Annotated in this window: 18 protein-coding genes; 10 read left to right on the top strand and 8 right to left on the bottom strand. The window is 69.6% G+C overall.

The annotated features are described in order from the left end of the window. Window positions 1-13: 13 nt before the first annotated feature. Window positions 14-721, bottom strand: coding sequence for a trimeric intracellular cation channel family protein (locus AC3IPY_RS10680; protein WP_489184274.1), 708 nt, complete (start codon window positions 719-721; stop codon window positions 14-16). 135 nt (window positions 722-856) lie between these two features. Between AC3IPY_RS10680 and recO the strand changes: the two genes are divergently transcribed. Further along, window positions 857-1,597 carry a DNA repair protein RecO gene (gene recO / locus AC3IPY_RS10675; protein ID WP_489184273.1) on the top strand — a complete coding sequence of 247 codons (741 nt, stop codon included), beginning with the start codon at window positions 857-859 and terminating at the stop codon, window positions 1,595-1,597. Further along, a complete protein-coding gene (locus AC3IPY_RS10670) occupies window positions 1,594-2,403 on the top strand; it encodes an isoprenyl transferase (protein ID WP_489184272.1) in 810 nt (269 codons plus the stop codon). Before recO ends, AC3IPY_RS10670 begins: the two co-directional genes overlap by 4 nt. Here AC3IPY_RS10670 and AC3IPY_RS10665 read toward each other — a convergent pair. From AC3IPY_RS10665 to AC3IPY_RS10655, 3 genes are read right to left on the bottom strand one after another with little or no spacing between them, the layout of a single operon-like run. Next, window positions 2,343-2,933: a P-loop NTPase family protein gene (locus tag AC3IPY_RS10665; protein WP_489184271.1), complete on the bottom strand. Its 591-nt coding sequence runs from the start codon at window positions 2,931-2,933 to the stop codon at window positions 2,343-2,345. The two genes, AC3IPY_RS10670 and AC3IPY_RS10665, sit on opposite strands and share 61 nt — an antisense overlap. Next, window positions 2,930-3,841: a serine hydrolase gene (locus AC3IPY_RS10660; protein WP_489184270.1), complete on the bottom strand. Its 912-nt coding sequence runs from the start codon at window positions 3,839-3,841 to the stop codon at window positions 2,930-2,932. Before AC3IPY_RS10660 ends, AC3IPY_RS10665 begins: the two co-directional genes overlap by 4 nt. Beyond that, the gene (locus AC3IPY_RS10655) at window positions 3,831-4,739 is read right to left on the bottom strand and encodes a LysR family transcriptional regulator (RefSeq protein ID WP_489184269.1); all 909 of its coding nucleotides are present in this window, start codon (window positions 4,737-4,739) and stop codon (window positions 3,831-3,833) included. Before AC3IPY_RS10655 ends, AC3IPY_RS10660 begins: the two co-directional genes overlap by 11 nt. On the opposite strand from AC3IPY_RS10655, the gene bla reads away from it, so the two are divergent. From bla to AC3IPY_RS10640, 3 genes are all read left to right on the top strand, one after another. Next, window positions 4,738-5,751: a class A beta-lactamase gene (gene bla, locus AC3IPY_RS10650; protein ID WP_489184268.1), complete on the top strand. Its 1,014-nt coding sequence runs from the start codon at window positions 4,738-4,740 to the stop codon at window positions 5,749-5,751. The two genes, AC3IPY_RS10655 and bla, sit on opposite strands and share 2 nt — an antisense overlap. Before the next feature lie 98 nt (window positions 5,752-5,849). Next, on the top strand, window positions 5,850-6,506 hold the full coding sequence (locus AC3IPY_RS10645; protein ID WP_489184267.1) for a DsbA family oxidoreductase: 657 nt from the start codon (window positions 5,850-5,852) through the stop codon (window positions 6,504-6,506). Next, entirely contained in the window at window positions 6,503-6,661 is a 159-nt protein-coding gene (locus AC3IPY_RS10640) for a hypothetical protein (RefSeq protein WP_489184266.1), read from the top strand. Before AC3IPY_RS10645 ends, AC3IPY_RS10640 begins: the two co-directional genes overlap by 4 nt. A gap of 3 nt (window positions 6,662-6,664) precedes the next feature. Here the strand turns inward: AC3IPY_RS10640 and AC3IPY_RS10635 are convergent, their stop codons facing one another. Next, on the bottom strand, window positions 6,665-7,144 hold the full coding sequence (locus AC3IPY_RS10635; protein WP_489184265.1) for an aminoacyl-tRNA deacylase: 480 nt from the start codon (window positions 7,142-7,144) through the stop codon (window positions 6,665-6,667). A gap of 91 nt (window positions 7,145-7,235) precedes the next feature. Here AC3IPY_RS10635 and dusB point away from each other — a divergent pair, with 91 nt between their 5' ends. The 3 genes from dusB (at window position 7,236) to dnaG (ending at window position 11,628) form a co-directional block, all read left to right on the top strand. Then, window positions 7,236-8,393, top strand: a complete 1,158-nt coding sequence (gene dusB / locus AC3IPY_RS10630; RefSeq protein ID WP_489184264.1) for a tRNA dihydrouridine synthase DusB — start codon at window positions 7,236-7,238, stop codon at window positions 8,391-8,393. A 2-nt stretch (window positions 8,394-8,395) separates the two neighbouring features. Beyond that, the gene (locus AC3IPY_RS10625) at window positions 8,396-9,655 is read left to right on the top strand and encodes a deoxyguanosinetriphosphate triphosphohydrolase (protein ID WP_489184263.1); all 1,260 of its coding nucleotides are present in this window, start codon (window positions 8,396-8,398) and stop codon (window positions 9,653-9,655) included. A 62-nt stretch (window positions 9,656-9,717) separates the two neighbouring features. Then, window positions 9,718-11,628: a DNA primase gene (gene dnaG, locus AC3IPY_RS10620; RefSeq protein ID WP_489184262.1), complete on the top strand. Its 1,911-nt coding sequence runs from the start codon at window positions 9,718-9,720 to the stop codon at window positions 11,626-11,628. Between the two features lie 27 nt (window positions 11,629-11,655). On the opposite strand, the gene AC3IPY_RS10615 is transcribed toward dnaG, so the two are convergent. The 3 genes from AC3IPY_RS10615 to AC3IPY_RS10605 form a co-directional block, all read right to left on the bottom strand. Further along, on the bottom strand, window positions 11,656-12,231 hold the full coding sequence (locus tag AC3IPY_RS10615) for a TlpA family protein disulfide reductase (RefSeq protein WP_489184261.1): 576 nt from the start codon (window positions 12,229-12,231) through the stop codon (window positions 11,656-11,658). Beyond that, window positions 12,231-12,695 carry a hypothetical protein gene (locus tag AC3IPY_RS10610; protein WP_489184260.1) on the bottom strand — a complete coding sequence of 155 codons (465 nt, stop codon included), beginning with the start codon at window positions 12,693-12,695 and terminating at the stop codon, window positions 12,231-12,233. Before AC3IPY_RS10610 ends, AC3IPY_RS10615 begins: the two co-directional genes overlap by 1 nt. Before the next feature lie 99 nt (window positions 12,696-12,794). After that, a complete protein-coding gene (locus AC3IPY_RS10605; protein ID WP_489184259.1) occupies window positions 12,795-15,458 on the bottom strand; it encodes a hypothetical protein in 2,664 nt (887 codons plus the stop codon). A 458-nt stretch (window positions 15,459-15,916) separates the two neighbouring features. Between AC3IPY_RS10605 and AC3IPY_RS10600 the strand changes: the two genes are divergently transcribed. Together AC3IPY_RS10600 and AC3IPY_RS10595 are read left to right on the top strand one after the other, a co-directional pair. Beyond that, entirely contained in the window at window positions 15,917-17,545 is a 1,629-nt protein-coding gene (locus AC3IPY_RS10600) for an ABC transporter substrate-binding protein (RefSeq protein ID WP_489184258.1), read from the top strand. Window positions 17,546-17,636: 91 nt separating this feature from the next. Further along, window positions 17,637-18,725 carry an ABC transporter permease gene (locus AC3IPY_RS10595; protein ID WP_489184257.1) on the top strand — a complete coding sequence of 363 codons (1,089 nt, stop codon included), beginning with the start codon at window positions 17,637-17,639 and terminating at the stop codon, window positions 18,723-18,725. Window position 18,726: the final 1 nt, after the last annotated feature.

Below are 18,726 nucleotides of genomic sequence, written 5' to 3'. Positions count from 1 at the left end.
GGCATCCGTCGTCTCAGTCGGCCTCCGGTCTCGTTGCCGGTCGGATGATCGGCAGCATGCCCGTCTCGGTGGCGACCTTGCGTCGGTAGAGCATGCGCTGCTCGGGCAGCGACACATCGAAGATCACGGCGAGCCAGCGGATGACGGCGGTCACCACGACGCAGACGATGCCGCCGATGAGCAGCGGCACGCCGAACAGGTGCAGCACCACGAGAACGATCGATCCGGCGCCTGCGGCGACTGCGTAGAGCGAGCCGACGTGCATGATCGAGATGGGCAGGCCCATCAGCATGTCCCGGAGCACGCCACCGCCGACCGCCGCTGCCACGCCCACGAACACGGCGGGCAGGATCGGCAGGCCGAGCCCGAGGGCCTTGGACGTGCCGAACGCGCCGAACATGCCGATGACGATGGCGTCGAGGCCCACGATGACGGCGTTGACGCGCACGAGCGGACCGGCCAGGAGCATGCCGAGCAGTGCGGCCGCGACGGCGACGATGAGGTACCAGTTGCTCTGCAGCGCCCGCAGCGGCTCGTTGAGCAGCAGGTCGCGGATCACGCCGCCGCCGAACCCCATGACGATGCCGACCAGGGCGACGCCGAGCAGATCGAGTCGGCGTTGGCCCTGGAAGCCGGAGGCGAACATGGCGCCTTGCACGCCGCCGAGGCCGACGGCGGTGAGATCGAGCCACAGGGGGATGAAGAACTGCTGGGATTCCACGAGGCAAGTGAACCAGATGGATGCCGCCTTTGCGGCGTCCGGCCTGCCGTGCGAGCGCGGGGCGTCAGCCCGGGGCATCCGTCGGCGGCCTGCGAGGGCGGGGCCGGATGTCGGAATCGGGTGGGATGATGAAGGGTGCCCGTGTACCGAGATGAAGCCGTCGTGCTCCGCACCCACAAGCTGGGCGAAGCCGACCGCATCCTCACGTTGCTCACTAGGCGCCACGGCAAGGTGCGCGCCGTCGCGAAGGGCGTGCGGCGCACCGGCTCGAAGTTCGGGGCCAGGCTCGAGCCGTTCATGGTCGCCGACCTGCAGCTCTACGAGGGCCGCACGCTCGACGTCGTGACCCAGGCCGAGTCGCTCGGTTCCTACGGCGCAGAGATCAGCGCCGACTACGCCGCCTACACCGCGGCCAGCGCCATGGTCGAGGCCGCCGACAAGCTCACCGAGTCCGAGGGCTCGCTGCAGCAGTACCTGCTGCTCGTCGGCGCGCTGCGCTCGCTCGCGCGCGGCGAGCACGGGGCCACGCTCACGCTCGACTCCTACCTGCTGCGCGCGCTCGCCCTCGCGGGCTGGGCGCCGAGCTTCGAGGACTGCTCCCGATGCGGCCGCCCGGGCGAGCACACGGCCGTGGTCGTGCAGCTCGGCGGCGTGGTCTGCGATGAGGAATGCGCGCCTCCCGGCACCCCGCGCATCGCCAGATCGACCGTGGCGCTGCTCGGCGCCCTGCTCGCGGGCGACTGGGCGTTCGTCGACGCGTCCGCGTCCGGCGACCGCAACCAGGCCAGCGGCATCGTCGCCGCGTACACCCAGTGGCACCTCGAGCGGGGCCTCCGCTCGCTGCCGCACGTCTCGAGAGAAACCACCGCACCGTGACCCCGAAGCCCTACACGCACCGCGACGCCGTTCCCTTCCGCCCGCTCGACTGGACGGGCGTGCACCCGCCGGCGTTCCCGAAGGGCTCGGTGCCGAACCATGTCGCGATCGTCATGGACGGCAACGGGCGCTGGGCGAACCGCCGCGGTCTCACCCGCATCGAGGGCCACAAGGCGGGCGAGGCGGCCCTGCTCGACGTCGTCGCCGGGGCGATCCAGGCGGGCGTCAAGCACCTCTCGGTCTACGCGTTCTCGACCGAGAACTGGAAGCGCAGCCCCGAAGAGGTGCGCTTCCTCATGGGCTACAACCGCGACGTGCTGCACCGCAGGCGCGACCAGCTCAACGAGTGGGGCGTGCGCATCCGCTGGGCCGGGCGCCGGCCGAGGCTCTGGGCGTCGGTCATCAACGAGCTGCAGTTCGCCGAGCGGCTCACCGCCGGCAACGACACCCTCACCCTCACGATGTGCGTGAACTACGGCGGCCGCAACGAGATCACCGATGCGGTGCGATCGATCGCCGACGACGTGGCATCCGGTCGCCTGAAGCCGTCGGCCGTGTCCGAGAAGCTCATCGCGAAGCGGCTCTACGTGCCCGAGCTGCCCGACGTCGACCTGTTCGTGCGCAGTTCGGGCGAGCAGCGCACCTCGAACTTCATGCTCTGGCAGTCGGCCTACGCCGAGATGGTGTTCCTCGACACGCTCTGGCCCGACTTCTCGCGAGCCGACCTGTGGCAGGCCATCGAGCTCTACGCGTCGCGCAACCGCCGCTTCGGCGGTGCGGTCGACACGCCGACCGCCTCGGCGTAGCGGGCGAGCCAACGCTCGGTCTCGCGTGGGGTCGCGAGGCGCACGACCTCGAGTGCGGGGTGGCGCGCGGCCGCGTCGTCGACCTGCGCACGCCAGGTCGAGTGCGTGCGCCACGCCCAGCGGATGATGTGGTCGCGATCGCCGAAGATCGTGCCGAGCGGCGCCTCGCGGTTGCCGTTCCAGAGTTCGACGCGGCGTAGGCGGCGGCGGATGGTGCGCCGCACCACCCTGGCCATCACGATGCGTCGCGGGTAGTCGAGGAAGACGAGCGTCGTCGCACGCTCGGCGAGCATCGATTTCGCCTCGGTGTACTGCCACTCGATGACCCACTCGGGCTGTCGGGTGAACGCGTCGACCTCGTCGAGGAACGACGGCCGCGGCTGCCAGCCGGCACCATGCTTGAGTGCGTCGATCTCCTGATACGGCAGGGCGGATGCCGCGGCGATGCGCCGTGCGAGCGTGGACTTGCCCGACCCGCTCGTGCCGGCGACGAGGATGCGGCGCGACGCCTGCGTCGGCGCACCGCTCATCGCGGCATCCATGCAGCCCGGACCTGATCGTGCAGCAGGCGGGCCGCATGCCCGAGGGCCTGTTCGGCGCCGGGCTGGATCCTCGCCGGCACGGAGGACTCGCTGAGGACCGCGATCGCGAACCGCGCGCCGTCGGCGTGCTCGAGCACGCCGACCTCATGTCGGAGATGCAGGAAGGTGCCCGTCTTGGAGTACCACGCCGCGTCGTCGGACTCGAGGTCGGGGGCGAGCCGGTGACGCATGAGGTTCATTCCGAGGAGGCGCCTGATCGAGGCCTGCTCGGCCGCGAGGCCGGGATCGGTCCAGAGCCGTTCGAGGAGGTCGACGAGCGCTCGCGATGTGCCGGCATTGGCATGCGTGACGTCGAGCTGCGGGATGAGATGGCCGCCTCCGCGCGTCGACGCCTGGATCGCGAGGGCCAGCGCCTGCGGCACCTCGTCGGGCTCGAGTCGGCTCGCGAGGGTTTCGTGCAGCTCCTGGATGGAGTGCCGCACGGTGATCTCCATGACGTCGAGCTCGCGAAGCAGGGTGGTCACGTGTGCAGGCGGGAAACGCCGGAAGAGGGCATCGGCGGCCGTGTCGTCGCTCACGCAGATCGCGAGGTAGAGCAGATCCCCGATGGCCACGGTCGCCGGGTGTTCGAAGCGGCAGAGGCCCGTGAGGCCCGGGGTCCGGGATGCCGGATCGATCGGCACCGGTTCGCCGAGGTCGATCGCGCCGTCTCGGGCCGCGCGGAGGACGGCGAGTGCGAGCGGCAGCTTGACGACCGAGGCGAGCGGGTACGCGGCATCCGGGTCGAGGGAGAGCTCGCGCCCGCTGTCGAGGTCGCGCACCGAGATCGACGCGGTGAGGCCGGCTTCGGCGAGCGCGTCGGAGGCGTCGCGCAGCACGAGGCGGTCAGGTCGCATCGGTCGCCCTCGTGCCGAGCAGGTCGGGCAGCAGGGGGCCCGTCGCGTCGAGGAACCGCTCGGCGAGGTCGGCGTCGCGATGCACGAGCGTGTAGCCGCGTACGAGGTGCAGGTCCCCGAGCGGATGCCACGCCAGGTCGGCTTCGCTCGCCTCGGTGCGCGTGCAGAGCACGAGGTCGCCGTCGGCGATGGCGCGGGCGATCGCGGTGACGAGCGAGGTCGCCTGGCGAAGGTGCCCGGCCGCGAGGCCGGCGCCGTTGCGCACGCGCTCGAGCCGGTCGCGAACGTTCGGCACGTCGTCCTCGGGTGCGAGCCAGAGGCGCCGACGTTCCGGCGTGCCGCGCCGTGGTCGGAGCTCGGCGAGGTAGAACGGCTCCTCGCCGGAATCCGCGCTGCCGCCCCCGCCGGCGAATCCGACGCCGAGAGGCGTCGACCAGTCGGCCCGGTCGGGCTCGACATGCTGCAGCGCGAGTTGGGCGCGCCCGGTGCTCATCCACTCGGTGCGTTCGCGGGGGGCGCCCTCGAACAGCTCGACCGTGAGCGAACGGTCGGCCGCGGCGGCGCAGACCCGAGCGGCCGACGAGGGGGAGAGGTGCCGCGGCACCGCCAGGGTGACCGGAAGCGCCCTGGCGTGATCGGCGTCGTCGGCGAACTCCTGCGAGGCGACCACGAGCCGGATCGCGCCGGGCAGCACGCTGCGTCCGAAGGCGGTGAGGGCGACGCGACGCGAGGTTCGCTCGAACAACCGGGCGCCGAGGTGGTCTTCGAGCGCCGCGATCCGTCGACTGGCAACGGATTGCGTCACTCCGACGCCCGTCGCGCCCGCGGTGAAGCTCTCCCGTTCGGCGACGGAGACGAAGGCCTCGCAGGCCGAGAGCAGATCGAAGTTGCGGGGCATGCATGCGATCTTGGCATGGATGGGGGCGTTGTGTGCTTTGACCGCATCGATGTCGTCTCGGAAGACTTCCGGCATGACTTCGACGCATGAATCCTCCGCCGTCTCCCGCCGTTCCCTGCTCGCCTTCGGAGGTGCCGCGACGGCCGGCATCGCCGCGGCGGCCCTCACCCCGACTCCGGCCCGGGCGGTCGGCGTCGGTGCCGGTGGAGGCCTCGGCTCGGGCGACCGTTCCCGGATCTCGCGCGACCTGCGTGCCCTCGAACAGGAGGCGGACGTCCGCATCGGCGTCCACGCCGTCACCCGTGGCGGGCGGCGTGCCTTCCGCCACCGCGCCGACGAGCGGTTCCCGATGTGCTCGCTCTTCAAGCCGATCGCGGCGGCCGCGCTCGTGCAGGCGCGCGGGTACGACGACGCGTACTGGGGAACGCCGATCCCGTTCACGGACGCCGACGTCGTTCGGGACTCGATCGTGCTCGACAAGCTCGAACCGCAGGAGGCCACCCCCGAGCAACTGGCGGATGCCGCGATCCGGTTCAGCGACAACACCGCGGGCAACCTGCTCCTCCGGGAGCTCGGCGGGCCATCGGCGATCACCTCGTTCGCGGCGTCGTTGGGCGCGACCGAGACGCGGCTCGATCGCTGGGAGCCCGACCTCAACGAGGCCGTCCCCGGCGATCCGCGCGACACGACGACCCCCGACGACATCGCGCTCCTGTACTCGTCGCTCATCCTCGAGGACGCCGCGGGCGTGCTCGCCTCCTCGAGGTTGCGCGAGTGGATGCTGCGCACGCAGACCTCCGGGAAGCGCATGCGCGCGGGGCTCACCCCGCCCTACGAGCTGGCCGACAAGACCGGCGGCGGCGAATACGGCGTCGTGAACGACGCCGGCGTGCTCTGGCGGCCGCGGCGCGAACCGCTCACACTCGTGATCCTGACGCACGCCGACCGCTCCGAGGCGGTGCGGAACGACGCGGTGGTGGCCGAGGCGACGAGGATCGTGGTGGGCGGCTGAGGGGGCGGCCGACGCACCGAAGCAGTCGGATGCCGCGGTGCGGTCCGGACGGCCGATGGCTGGGAATACCGATGCGCCTGCATGCGTTGCATTCCGTCGTGAGTGAACCCATCAAGATCGACATCTGGTCCGACATCGCCTGCCCCTGGTGCTACATCGGCAAGCGCCACCTCGAAGCCGGCATCGACGCCCTGGGCGCCGACGCCCCCGATGTCGAGATCGAGTACCACTCGTTCGAGCTCTCGCCCGACACCCCGCTCGATTTCGAGGGCTCGACGGTCGAGTACCTCTCGGAGCGCAAGGGCATGCCCGTCGAGCGCGTCGAGCAGATGCTCGAGCACGTCACCGGCGTCGCCGCGAACGCGGGCCTCGAGTACCACTTCGAGAAGGTCGCGCACACCAAGACCCTGAAGGCGCACGAACTGCTGCACTTCGCCAAGGCGAACGGCAAGCAGCTCGAGCTGAAGGAGCGCCTGCTCAAGGCGTACTTCGTCGAGGGCGGCCGCGTGAACCGCATCGATGAGCTCATCGCCTACGCCGAAGAGGTGGGGCTCGACGGCGCCGCCGCGCGCGAGGCGCTCGAATCCGGTCGCTACGCCGAGGGCGTGCAGGCCGACATCGCCCAGGCCGGCGCCTACGGCATCAACGGCGTGCCGTTCTTCGTGATCGACGGCAGGTACGGCATCTCGGGCGCGCAGCCCGCCGAGGTCTTCTCGCAGGCGATCTCGCAGGTCGCCGGGGAGCGTGCAGCGTGACCGAGTCGATCATCGAGACGACCGTGACGGATGCCGCGGCGCAGCCGCTCACGGACGCCGCGGCGTCGCCCTTCATGATGGTGGCGGGCGACCCGTCGGCCATGGTCTGCGAGGGCGACGTCTGCTTCGTGCCTGGCGCAGACGCGGCCGAGTAGCCGCTACTCGGGGTCGCTGAGGTCGGCGACCGTCGCGCCGAACGCCTCGATGAGGCGGTCGGCGTCGACGAACAGGCTGTGGCCGTGCTCGCCCGCGCCCATCGAGACGCGGCGCCCGACGACGGACTCGTCGATGAACACGGGCCACGCCGTGGTCGATCCGAGCGGGGTGATCGTGCCGCGCTCGTAGCCGGTCGCGGCCAGCGCGAGCGACGCATCCGGCAGTTGCAGCTTGTTGACGCCGACGAGCGCGCGCAGCTTCGGCCAGGAGATCTTGCGCCCGCCGGGCACGAGCGCGAACAGGTAGGTGTCGTCGCTGCGCTTGACGACGAGCGACTTGACGATGTCACCGGGGGAGATGCCGAGCAGTTCTGCAGCCTCGTCGAGACTGCGTGCCGCCGGACGCTCGATGATCTCGACGTCGAGACCGCGCGCCGCGGCATCCGCTCGCACGCGTTCAGAACCGGTCAGGGCCTCGCCCATGTCGTCCTCCCCAGGTCGCCTGAGGGAGATCCTAGGCGCGCGATTCGCGCCGTGGGCCGGATGCCGCAGGATTCTGGGAGAATCGAACGTGATGCCACTCACCACCACGACGCCCACCGGCCCGCTGACCATCGGCGGCCTCGAACTCGACGTGCCCGTCGTGCTCGCCCCCATGGCGGGCATCACGAACACGGCGTTCCGCAGGCTCTGCCGCGAGTTCGGCGCCGGCCTCTACGTCTCCGAGATGATCACGAGTCGTGCGCTCGTCGAGCGCACGCCCGAGTCGATGCGCCTCATCACGCACCACGAGTCCGAGACGCCGCGCTCCATCCAGCTCTACGGGGTCGACCCGAAGACGGTCTCCGAGGCGGTCACGATGCTCGTCGCCGAAGATCGCGCCGATCACATCGACCTGAACTTCGGATGCCCCGTGCCCAAGGTCACCCGCAAGGGCGGCGGTGCGGCGCTGCCATGGAAGAGCGGGTTGTTCCGAGACATCGTCGAGGGTGCGGTGCAGGCCGCGGGCGACATCCCGCTCACGATCAAGATGCGCAAGGGCATCGACGCCGACCACCTCACCTACCTCGAGGCGGGTCGCATCGCCGAGGGAGCAGGCGTCGCCTCGATCGCGCTGCACGCCCGCACGGCGGCCGAGTTCTACTCGGGTCATGCCGACTGGTCGGCCATCGCCCGGCTCAAAGAGACGGTCACCGGTGTTCCGGTGCTCGGCAACGGCGACATCTGGTCGGCCGACGACGCGCTGCGCATGGTCGCCGAGACCGGGTGCGACGGCGTCGTCGTCGGTCGCGGATGCCTCGGGCGGCCGTGGCTCTTCGGCGATCTGGCGGCGGCGTTCCGCGGTGAGACCCAGAACTTCCACCCGTCGCTCGGTCAGGTCGCGCAGACCTTCCGCCGTCACGCCGAGTTGTTGACGGAGTTCTTCGACTCCGAAGAACGCGGTTGTCGAGACATCCGCAAGCATGTCGCCTGGTACTTCAAGGGCTACCCGGTGGGCGGCGACCTGCGGGCGCGGCTCGCGACGGTCGAGTCGCTCGCGATGCTCGACGACCTGCTCGGCACGCTCGACTGGTCGATGCCGTACCCGGGCGAGGGCGCCGAGGGGCCGCGCGGGCGCGCAGGCACCCCGAAGAACCCCTCGCTGCCTGACGGCTGGCTCGACTCGCAAGAGCTCGTGGGCCACGATCGCACGACGCTCGTCGACGCCGAACTCGACACGAGCGGCGGCTGAGGGTGGCATCCGAACGACTCTTCGGCGGGTACCACGACGCCGACACCGAACGCCTGCTGCCAGAAGAGCACACCAACCGCCGCAGCGACTTCGCGCGCGACCGGGCGCGGCTGCTGCACTCGAGTGCGCTCCGGCGCCTCGCGGCGAAGACCCAGGTGCTGAGCCCGACCGCGGGACTCGACTTCGCCCGCAACCGGCTCACGCATTCGCTCGAGGTCGCCCAGGTCGGGCGCGAGCTCGCCGAGTCGCTCGGGCTCGACCCAGACGTCGTCGACACGGCCTGCCTCGCGCACGACCTCGGGCACCCGCCGTTCGGGCACAACGGCGAGAAGGCGCTCAACGTCTGGGCGGCCGACATCGGCGGGTTCGAGGGCAACGCGCAGACCCTGCGCATCCTGAGCCGCCTCGAGCCGAAGGTCTTCGGAGCCGACGGCCGCGGCTACGGACTCAACCTCACGAGGGCGAGCCTCGACGCGAGCTGCAAGTACCCGTGGCCAGAGGCCACGTCGGTCGCCGATCCGAGCGGTCGCGCGAAGTTCGGGTTCTACCGCGACGACCTCGACGTGTTCACCTGGCTCCGCCGCGGGGCGCCGGAGCGGCGCCTCTGCATCGAGGCGCAGGTCATGGACCTCTCCGACGACATCGCGTACTCGGTGCACGACTTCGAAGACGCCGTGGTCAACGGCTACATCGATGTCGAGAGCCTCGGTGCGCGCGTCGACCACGACGCGCTCGTCTCCTCGATGTACGAGTGGATCGGCGGCACGTTCTCGCACGACGAGCTGATCGCGGCGTTCGACCGCCTCGACTCGCTCGACGGCTGGATGGACTCCTACGACGCCGGCCGGCGCGACCAGGCGCACCTGAAGAACCTCACGAGCCAGCTCATCGGCCGCTTCGCCCGCGCGGCGACCGAGGCGACGCGCTCGGCGTTCCCGCTGGCGAGCCTCATCCGCTTCGACGCCGACGTCGTCGTGCCGCGAGAGGTGCAGGCCGAGATCGCGGTGCTGAAGGGCATCGTCGCGGCATTCGTGATGTCGCGCAACAGCCGCCAGCCCATCTACGTGCAGCAGCGCGAAGTGCTCGTCGAGCTGGCCGACGCCCTGCTCGCGACGGGGGAGCGCGACCTCGACCCCGGCTTCGCCGAGGACTGGGCGGCCGCCGGCGACGATGCGGCCCGCACGCGGGTCGTGGTCGACCAGGTCGCGAGCCTCACCGATCAGTCCGCGCTGGCGTGGCATGAGCGCCTCGTGCGCCGCTGAGACGACCCTGAAGTCGCGGCCGACCGGCCGTGGCACCGCGCGCGCGATCTAGGATGAGAGCCATGGCAGGCCGAATTCGACAGAGCGACGTCGATGAGGTGAAGGCCCGCACGAACATCGCCGATATCGTCGGCGACCACGTGAGCCTGAAGTCGGCAGGCGTCGGTTCCCTGAAGGGCCTCTGCCCCTTCCACGACGAGCGCAGCCCGAGCTTCCACGTGCGCCCCGCGCTCGGCTACTACCACTGCTTCGGCTGCGGCGAGTCGGGCGACGCCTACACCTTCCTGCAGCGCATGGACCACGTCTCGTTCACCGAGGCCGTCGAGCGGCTCGCCGGTCGCCTCGGCTACGAGCTGCACTACGAAGACGGTGGCCAGGCGAGCGACCACGGCAATCGGGCCCGGCTCCTCGCCGCGAACCAGGTGGCCGCGGAGTTCTTCATCGAGAAGCTCGGGTCCCCAGAGGCCGAGGTCGGCCGCCGCTTCCTCGGCGAGCGCGGCTTCGACGCCGAGGCCGCGAGGCGGTTCGGCGTCGGCTTCGCGCCCAAGAGCTGGGACGCCCTCACCGACCACCTCAAGGGTCGTGGCTTCAGCACCGAAGAGCTCTCGGCGTCGGGCCTCGTCTCCCAGGGCGATCGCGGGGTCTACGACCGGTTCCGCGGCCGACTCGTGTGGCCCATCCGCGACGTCACCGGCCAGACGGTCGGCTTCGGCGCCCGGCGCCTGCTCGACGACGACAAGGGCCCGAAGTACCTGAACACCCCCGAGACGGCCGTCTATCACAAGGCGCAGGTGCTCTACGGGCTCGACCTCGCCAAGCGCGACATCTCCAAGACCCACCGGGTGGTCGTCGTCGAGGGGTACACCGACGTCATGGCCTGCCACCTCGCGGGCGTCACCACGGCCATCGCGACGTGCGGCACCTCGTTCGGCGTCGACCACATCAAGGTGCTGCGGCGCGTGCTCGGCGACGACTCGGGCGGGGGCGAGGTGGTCTTCACCTTCGATGGCGATGCGGCCGGCCAGCAGGCCGCGATGCGCGCCTTCGGTGAGGAGCAGCGCTTCGCCGCGCAGACCTTCGTGGCGGTCGCGCCCGACGGACTCGACCCGTGCGACCTGCGGCTCTCGAAGGGCGACGCCGCCGTGCGCAGCCTCGTCGAGTCGCGCACCCCGCTGTTCGAGTTCGTGCTCCGGCACACCATCGAGCGCTACGACCTCGAGACCGTCGAGGGCCGCGTCGGCGCCCTGCGCGCGGCGGCTCCCGTCATCGCCGAGATCCGCGACCCCGCACTGCGGCCCGGCTACACGCGCGAGCTCGCGCGCATGCTCGGCGTCGAACTCGGCGAGGCGACCCGCGCGGTGCGGCAGGCGAGCTCGCAGGGCCAGCGCGGCGGTGCGGGCCAGCGCGGCGACTCGGGTTCGGCGCGTCAGTCGGCGGGGCAGCACGGCGCACCGGGGCAGGGCGCAGGTGTCGCCACGGCGACGGATGCCCCGGCCCGGCCGTTCTCGATCGCCGATCTCCCGAACGACCCGGCCACGCGCCTCGAACGCGACGCGCTGCAGGCGATGCTGCAGTACCCCGACGAGGTCGGGCTCGACCTGCTGCGGCACGCCGTGGACTGCCGGTTCACGAACCCGTCGCTGTCAGTGGTCCGTGATGGCGTGGCATCCGTGCTCGCGGCCGGTGCCGACGCCGTGCGGGTCGACCGCGTCGTCGACGAGGTGCCGCAGCCGTTCGCCGGCGTCGTGCGGCAGTTGGCCGTCGCCCCGATCCCGCAGCGCGGCAACGCCGAGCTCTCCGTCTATGTGCGCGGTGTCGTGAGCGCGCTCGTCGATCGCGAGCTGCTCCGGCAGAAGTCCGAGCTGCTCGGTCGCCTCCAGCGCACCGATCGCACCGACACCGAGACCTACGCGTCCCTGCAGCGGGGGCTCGTCGAACTCGAGCGCGAGCGACGCGACCTGCGCGGCGACTGATCCTCAGCCGCTCAGCCGCTCAGCCGCTCAGCCGCCCGCGCGCTGCACGATGCGATCGAGCTCGGCCCGGAGCTTCGCATCGTCGGCACCGCCGGGCCAGAGTTTCACGAGGCGGCCGTCGGCGTCCACGAGCGCGGTCATCGGCGCTTCGTCGACGGCGTACGAGCGCCACACCCGCAGATCGGGGTCGGTGATCACCGGCTGGGTGACCCCGAGGTCGTCGAGATGCTCGAGGAGCGCGTCCTGGCCGTCGGCGGGATCACCGGCCACGAGCGCGACGGTGACCGCATCGCCGTAGTCGCGCGTGATGCCGTCGATCACCGGCTGCTGGTCGTCGCAGCGCGAGCACCAGGAGGTCGTGAACTGCAGAACGGCGGGCCGATCGCCCCAGAGCTCCTCGTTGCCGACGGGCGAGCCGTCGACGAGTTCCGCGTCGATGGTCGGCGCGTTCGGCGAGCCGGGGTTCTCGGCGAACGTCACGCCGGCGGGCAGCTCGCCGGGGAGCCGGTCGGCTCCGCCTCGGGCTTCGGAGGTGCATCCGGTGAGGAGGAAGGCCGTCAGTGCGACGGCCGCCAGGAGCGAGGCACGCTGGACGAGCGACATCAGTGGTCTCCGGTTTCGAGGATCGCGCCGGGATCGGCGAGCGGCGGAACTGCGATGGGTGCGGCGTCGGCGGGCGAGTACCGGTAGCCGCCTGCGTCGCGGCCGTCGATCGTCACGGCGTAGTCGACGTCGGGCGCGATCCCGGGCACGGCGACGCGGAAGCGGCACGCGGTGGGAATCCGCGGCGCGGCGCCGTAGTCGAGGTCGTCGATGCGCACGGCCTCGCCGTCGGGGAGCTCGACCGCCAGACGAACGGACTCGTGTTCGAGCACGAGTTCGGCACCGCGGTGGATGTGCTCGTCGGGTCGAGCGCCTGAGCACGCCTCGCCCTCGACCCGCAGGTTCGAATCGCGCACGAGCACATCGATCGTCGCAGCATCCGACCCGGCCTGCGTGGCGCAGCCGGCGAGGAACACCGCGGCGATGGCGATGGCGATGGAAGCGATGCGGGGGACTCCGGTCATGCTCTGGCTCCGCTCGATGGATGTGGCCGGCTGGATCACGATGCCGTGACGGGTGCCTCCCCGCAGGAGCGGGGAGGCACCCGCCTCAGTGGTTCGACGTCAGTTCAGGGTGAACGTGATCGTCGTCGCGTTGCCCGCGACGTCGGAGACGACGAGCGTGTTCTCGCCGACCACCCCGCCGAAGGCGCCGGGCTTGACGAAGTTGAGGTCGGACCACGCGTTGTTCGTGAGGTCCTTCACCACCCCGTTGAGCGTCAGCGTGTCGATCATGCCGGCGTCGTAGAGCTTGAAGCTCACGAGCGAGTAGACGCCGTCGGCTCCCACCGTCTCATTCGCACCCGTCTTGACCGTGACCGTCGGAACCGTCGCATCGATCGTGAACGCGAACGTCCCGGTCTTGGCGATGTTGCCGTTGAGGTCCTCGGCGTTGTACTTCACCGTGTAGTTGCCGTCGGGCAGGGTGACCGTGGCATTGTGCGTGGCGCTCGTCGCGCCGTTCGCGGCGGTCTGGGTGCTCTTGACGAGCGTCGTGCCGCTGTACACGTTCGCCACGATCCGCTTCAGGCCGTGATTGTCGGTCGCATCGACCTGTACGGTCAGCTCCTTTGCCGGTCCGGCGGTGGTCGGCGAGACCAGGGTCGCCACGGGCTTGACGGTGTCGACGACCGAGGTCTTGGCCGTCGCGGTCGCCGCCGGGTCGTTCTCGGACGTGACCGTGACCGAGACCGAAGGCACGACCGTCGGCACGCCGTCGCCCTCGTATGCGAGGTAGACCGGCACCTCCTCCGTCGCACCGGTGCCGACCGTCAGGATCTCGTTCGGGATGCGCACGGTCCAGCCGGCCGCCTCACCCTCGATCGTTGCGGCGACGCGGTAGATGTCGACGTCGGCGATCGGGTCGGATGCCGCGGCTCCGGTGTTGGTCACCGGAACCGTGAGGCCGAGCAGACCGCTCTCTAGCGAGCCCGAGTTCGCGACCGCGCCGAGGGCGACGCCGCGTGCCTGGGCCGACGTCGACGTGAGCGAGCGGATCGCCACGTCGTAGGCGAGCAGGCCTTCGTCGTCGCGCTCCATGTCCGTGATGTAGAAGTGAAGCCCGTTCGCCTCGTCGACGTACTCGTACTCGGATCCGGAGTCGGTTCCGGCATGGAAGAGCGCGTCGTTCAACTGGCGCTGGTCGCCTCGCGTGATCATCACCGGCGTGCCGTCGGGGCGGACGTAGTCCACCGTGTCGATGTTCTGCGGGTTGGCGTCGATCGTCCAGATGAACGGGTTCGAATCGCGATTCTTCGTCTTCGCGATCATCACGCCGCTGTCGGGTTGGAACGAGTCGGTGCCCATGCGGTCGATCACCTCGAGCGTGTAGTTGTCGAAGTTGCCGCCGTCGCAGTCCCAGGTGGCATTGCCCTCCGCGTCCCTGCCCTGGCGGGTGCACGAGCCGGTCGAGTTGTCGGCGGGAGCCGAGTCGGGCTTGTCGAGCACGAGGTTGACGCCCGTGAGCAGGCCTTCGCCCATCACCGCGCGCGAGGTGATGCGCGTGCTGACGGCTCCGACCTGGTCGAGGGTCGTCTCGGGCAGGTTCAGGTACTCCGACTCGTCGATGATCCCGAGGTTGATGCGGTTGCGCAGTCCGACGCCCGCGGGCTGGGATCCGCCGGCGATCGACGGAACGCTCCAGCGCTGGTGGGTGCCACCGGGGCCGTTGAACGAGCCGCGTGCCAGCACGTCGAACGGACCGCTGGTATCACGCAGCGGGCCGCCGTCGGCGCCTTCGGTGCCGTACGGGTTGCCGTAGTTGTCGGAGATGCCGAGGATGTGGCTGAACTCGTGCGCGAAGGTGCCCATGCCGGACGACTCCGCCTGGGTCGAGTTGCCCGCCCGCCCGCCGGACGCGAAGTTCGCGTTCGGCCAGTGGTTGATGGCAGCCTGCCACGACGTCCACGGGATGTACCGGGTCTTCGCCCAGTTCTTCATCGGCTGGCCGTTCTGATCGAGGGCCACGCCGTTCTCGTCACGCGGCGGTCCGAAGTCATCGGTGACGTCCTCGGGGTTCTCGAACAGCATCTGGCCGAACTCCTCCCACGTCGAGGACTCGTCGTGGCCGGCCGTGATGTAGAACACCTGGTCGAACTCGCGCAGCGGGTCGGCCGAGCCGATGTCCGCGCCCCACAGCGGCAGTGCGTCGGTGCGGATGTTCTTGTCGCACCTGAGTCCCTGCGGGCAGTACGCGCGGTTGCCCGCGGCACCCGGGTCCTTGTTGAACGAGTCGTTGAGGCCGTACTCCTCGATGTTGCCGGGGAGCTTGTACGGCCCGAACGCCTCCATCTGCACGCTGAGCCGGCCGCCCGACTGCTCCATCCAGTACTCGTTGATGGTGCGGCCGTGGTTCAGCTCGTTCGGTGTGTTCAGCAGATCGAGGTAAAACTGCGGCACGTCCTCGCGGTCGAGGCCGTTCGCGATCGACGACGGGTCGCCGAACGGGTGGGCGCCCTCCTCCTCGGTCACGAGGAACGGCTGGTTCTCGAAATCCAGCAGCACGATGGCGCCGTTGAACTGCCGGTCGGTGCCTTCGTCGTCGTTGGCCCAGTCGGTGCCGGGGACGGGGACGTAGTCGTCCCACGTCATGTCGTCCATGTTCTCCCAGTTCTGGGGGTCGATGGGGTTGAGGACGGCCGGGTCGATCGCTGCCGGCGGCGCCGCGAACGCGGTGCCGCTCGACACCGTCGCAAGGGTCATCACGCCCACCGTGACGATGGCGGCCAACCCCGCTCGCCTCATTTCAGTTCTGGATCTGTGTTCACGCAGTGCCACTTCAACCTCCTGATCGTGGTGGACGAGTCCCTGCGACTCGTTGTTGTGCATCACATGTGATGTGGTACGAAACTCGACAAAGATGTGATGTTTCCGGAATCCTTCCACCGTCGGAATGCCGAGCAACAGGCCTTCGGCGGGTCTCATATGTGGGTACTTCCGACGGGTACCCTTCGGGATTTTCGACCATTACGGTCCGATAACGTTGACGAATGCTTCATGGTCGAGGTGCTAACTCTTGAAGTGTTCTCCCGCACACTGCTGAACGGAGAGGGTTGCTCGTTCGCATCAGAAGGTGCCGACGTGCGGTCCGATTCGCACCGCACCTGGAATGCCAGGGTGTCGGAATCACCAGACTCGGAGGTCGCCTTCGCGGCCGAGCCGATACCCAAAGGAAGAGGTAGACGGATATGACATCCGCATCCACGAACCGGCGCCGCATGCTCACCGCGGCCGCCGGTGTCTCGGTCGCCGCGCTCGCGCTGGCCGGTTGCTCCGCAGGCGGCACCGACGACGCGGGCGCAGGCACGCTGACGATCGGCACCACTGAGCAGGTCACCGCGCTCGACCCGGCCGGCTCGTACGACAACGGCTCGTTCGCCGTGATGAACCAGGTGTACCCGTTCCTGATGAACTCGCCGTACGGCAGCCCCGATGTCGAGCCCGACATCGCGGAGTCCGCGGAGTTCACGGCGCCGACCGAGTACACGGTCAAGCTCAAGTCCGGCCTGAAGTTCGCGAACGGCAACGACCTCACGGCCTCCGACGTGAAGTTCACGTTCGACCGCCAGACGGCGATCGCCGACGAGAACGGCCCGTCGTCGCTGCTCTACAACCTCGACTCGACCGAGGTCGTCGACGACACCACCGTCGTCTTCCACCTGATCAGCGAGAACGACCAGATCTTCCCGCAGATCCTGTCGAGCCCGGTGGGCCCGATCGTCGACGAAGAGGTCTTCGCGGCCGACGCGCTCACCTCCGACGACGACATCGTCGCGGGCAACGCGTTCGCCGGCCAGTACGTCATCTCGAGCTTCGACTTCAACAACCTGATCTCGTACAAGGCGAACGCCGACTACCAGGGTCTGCTCGGTGCACCGAAGACCGACACGGTCAACGTGAAGTACTACACGGATGCCTCGAACCTGAAGCTCGACGTGCAGGAGGGCAACATCGACGTCGCGCAGCGCACCCTCAGCGCCACCGACATCGAGGACCTCCGCGGCAACGACAACGTGAAGGTCGTCGACGGCCCGGGCGGCGAGATCCGCTACCTGGTCTTCAACTTCGACACGATGCCGTTCGGCGCGACGACCGCCGAGGCCGACCCGGCCAAGGCCCTCGCCGTCCGCCAGGCGATCGCCGACCTCATCGATCGCGACGCGATCTCCGAGGACGTGTACAAGGGCACCTTCACCCCGCTGTACTCGATGGTGCCCGAGGGCCTGACCGGCGCGAATGACGCGCTCAAGGGTCTGTACGGCGACGGCAACGGCGCGCCCGACGCCGACAAGGCGGCCGCCCGCCTGAAGGACGCCGGCATCACGGCTCCGGTCGAGATCGCGATCCAGTACGTCGCCGAGCGCTACGGACCGAGCTCGAGCGACGAGTACGCGATCATCAAGGAGAACCTCGAGGAGAGCGGCCTGTTCACGGTCGACCTGCAGTCCACCGAATGGGTGCAGTACTCCAAGGACCGCGTCGCCGACCTCTACCCGGCATACCAGCTGGGCTGGTTCCCCGACTACTCCGACGCCGACAACTACCTGTCGCCGTTCTTCCTGCCGGGCAACTTCCTCGCGAACCACTACGAGAACCCCGAGGTCAGCGACCTGATCCTCGAGCAGGCGGTCACGACCGACCCCGAGGAGCGGGCGACCATCATCGACGAGATCCAGGACAAGCTCGCGGTCGACCTGTCCACGATCCCGTACATGCAGGGCGCGCAGGTCGCGGTCGTCGGTTCCGACGTCGAGGGCACCGAAGACACGCTCGACGCGTCGTTCAAGTTCCGCTACGCGGCGCTCTCCAAGGGCTAGTCACTCCGACTAGAGTCGATCCAGTTCGACCGACGGGGGCGACCCGCATCCTGCGGGTCGCCCCCGTTCCATGTTTCACAGTGAGGAATCCATGTCCGCTGTCGATCTGACGCCGAGTGCCGGCGTCGCGACCCCCGGCGCCAAGCCCAAGTCCCAGGGCGGAGGATTCGCACGCTACCTGCTCGTGCGATTCCTGCTGATCTTCCCGACGATCTTCATCCTCGTCACGCTCGTGTTCTTCCTGATGCGCACGACGGGCGACCCCATCACGGCCGCGCAGGGCGGCCGCCTGAGTCCGGAGGCCCTCGCAGCGTTGCGTGAGGCCGCGGGCTACGACCGGCCGCTGCTCGTGCAATACCTCGAGTACCTCGGGCGCATCGTGGTCTTCGACTTCGGCACGACGATCACGACGAACCGTCCCGTGATCGACGTGCTCACCACGTATGGCCCTGCGACGTTCGAGCTCGTCTTCTACTCGCTCATCATCGCGTTCGCGGTCGGCATCCCGCTGGGCCTTCTCGCCGCGTACTTCCGCGACAAGGCTCCCGACGCCTTCTTCCGGGTGCTGGCCATCTTCTGGTACGCCGTGCCGATCTTCTTCGCCGGACTGCTGCTCAAGCTCGTCTTCGCCGTCTGGCTGAAGTGGCTCCCGGTCGCGGGGCGCGCGAGCGTCGGCGCCGAACTGCAGTTGCAGACGGTGCCCAACAAGACGGGGTTCTACACGATCGACGCCCTGATGACCGGCAATCCCGCGGTGCTCGGCGACGTGCTCGCACACGCCGTGCTGCCCTCGATCGCGCTCGGCCTGCTCACGGCGGGCATCTTCCTGCGCCTCGTGCGCACGAACGTCATCGGCACGTTGTCGACCGACTACGTCGACGCGGCCAGGTCGCGCGGCGTCGCCGAGTCGCGGCTGCTGCGCAAGCACGCGTACCGGCCCGCCCTCATCCCGATCGTCACGGTCATCGGCCTGCAGATCGCCCTGCTGCTCGCGGGCGCAGTGCTCACCGAGACCACGTTCGAGTGGAAGGGCCTCGGCTTCATCCTCGCCGAGTTCCTCGAGTCGAGGGACTTCGTCGCGGTGCAGGGCATCGTCGTGCTCCTCGCGATCATCGTCGCCCTCACCAACTTCATCGTGGACATCATCGCCGCGTTCATCGACCCGCGAGTGAGGTACTGAC

It is taken from the genome of Agromyces sp. GL_144, assembly GCF_057834305.1.
Note: the sequence above shows the minus strand (reverse complement) of the source record. Positions and strands in the feature narration are given on the sequence as shown.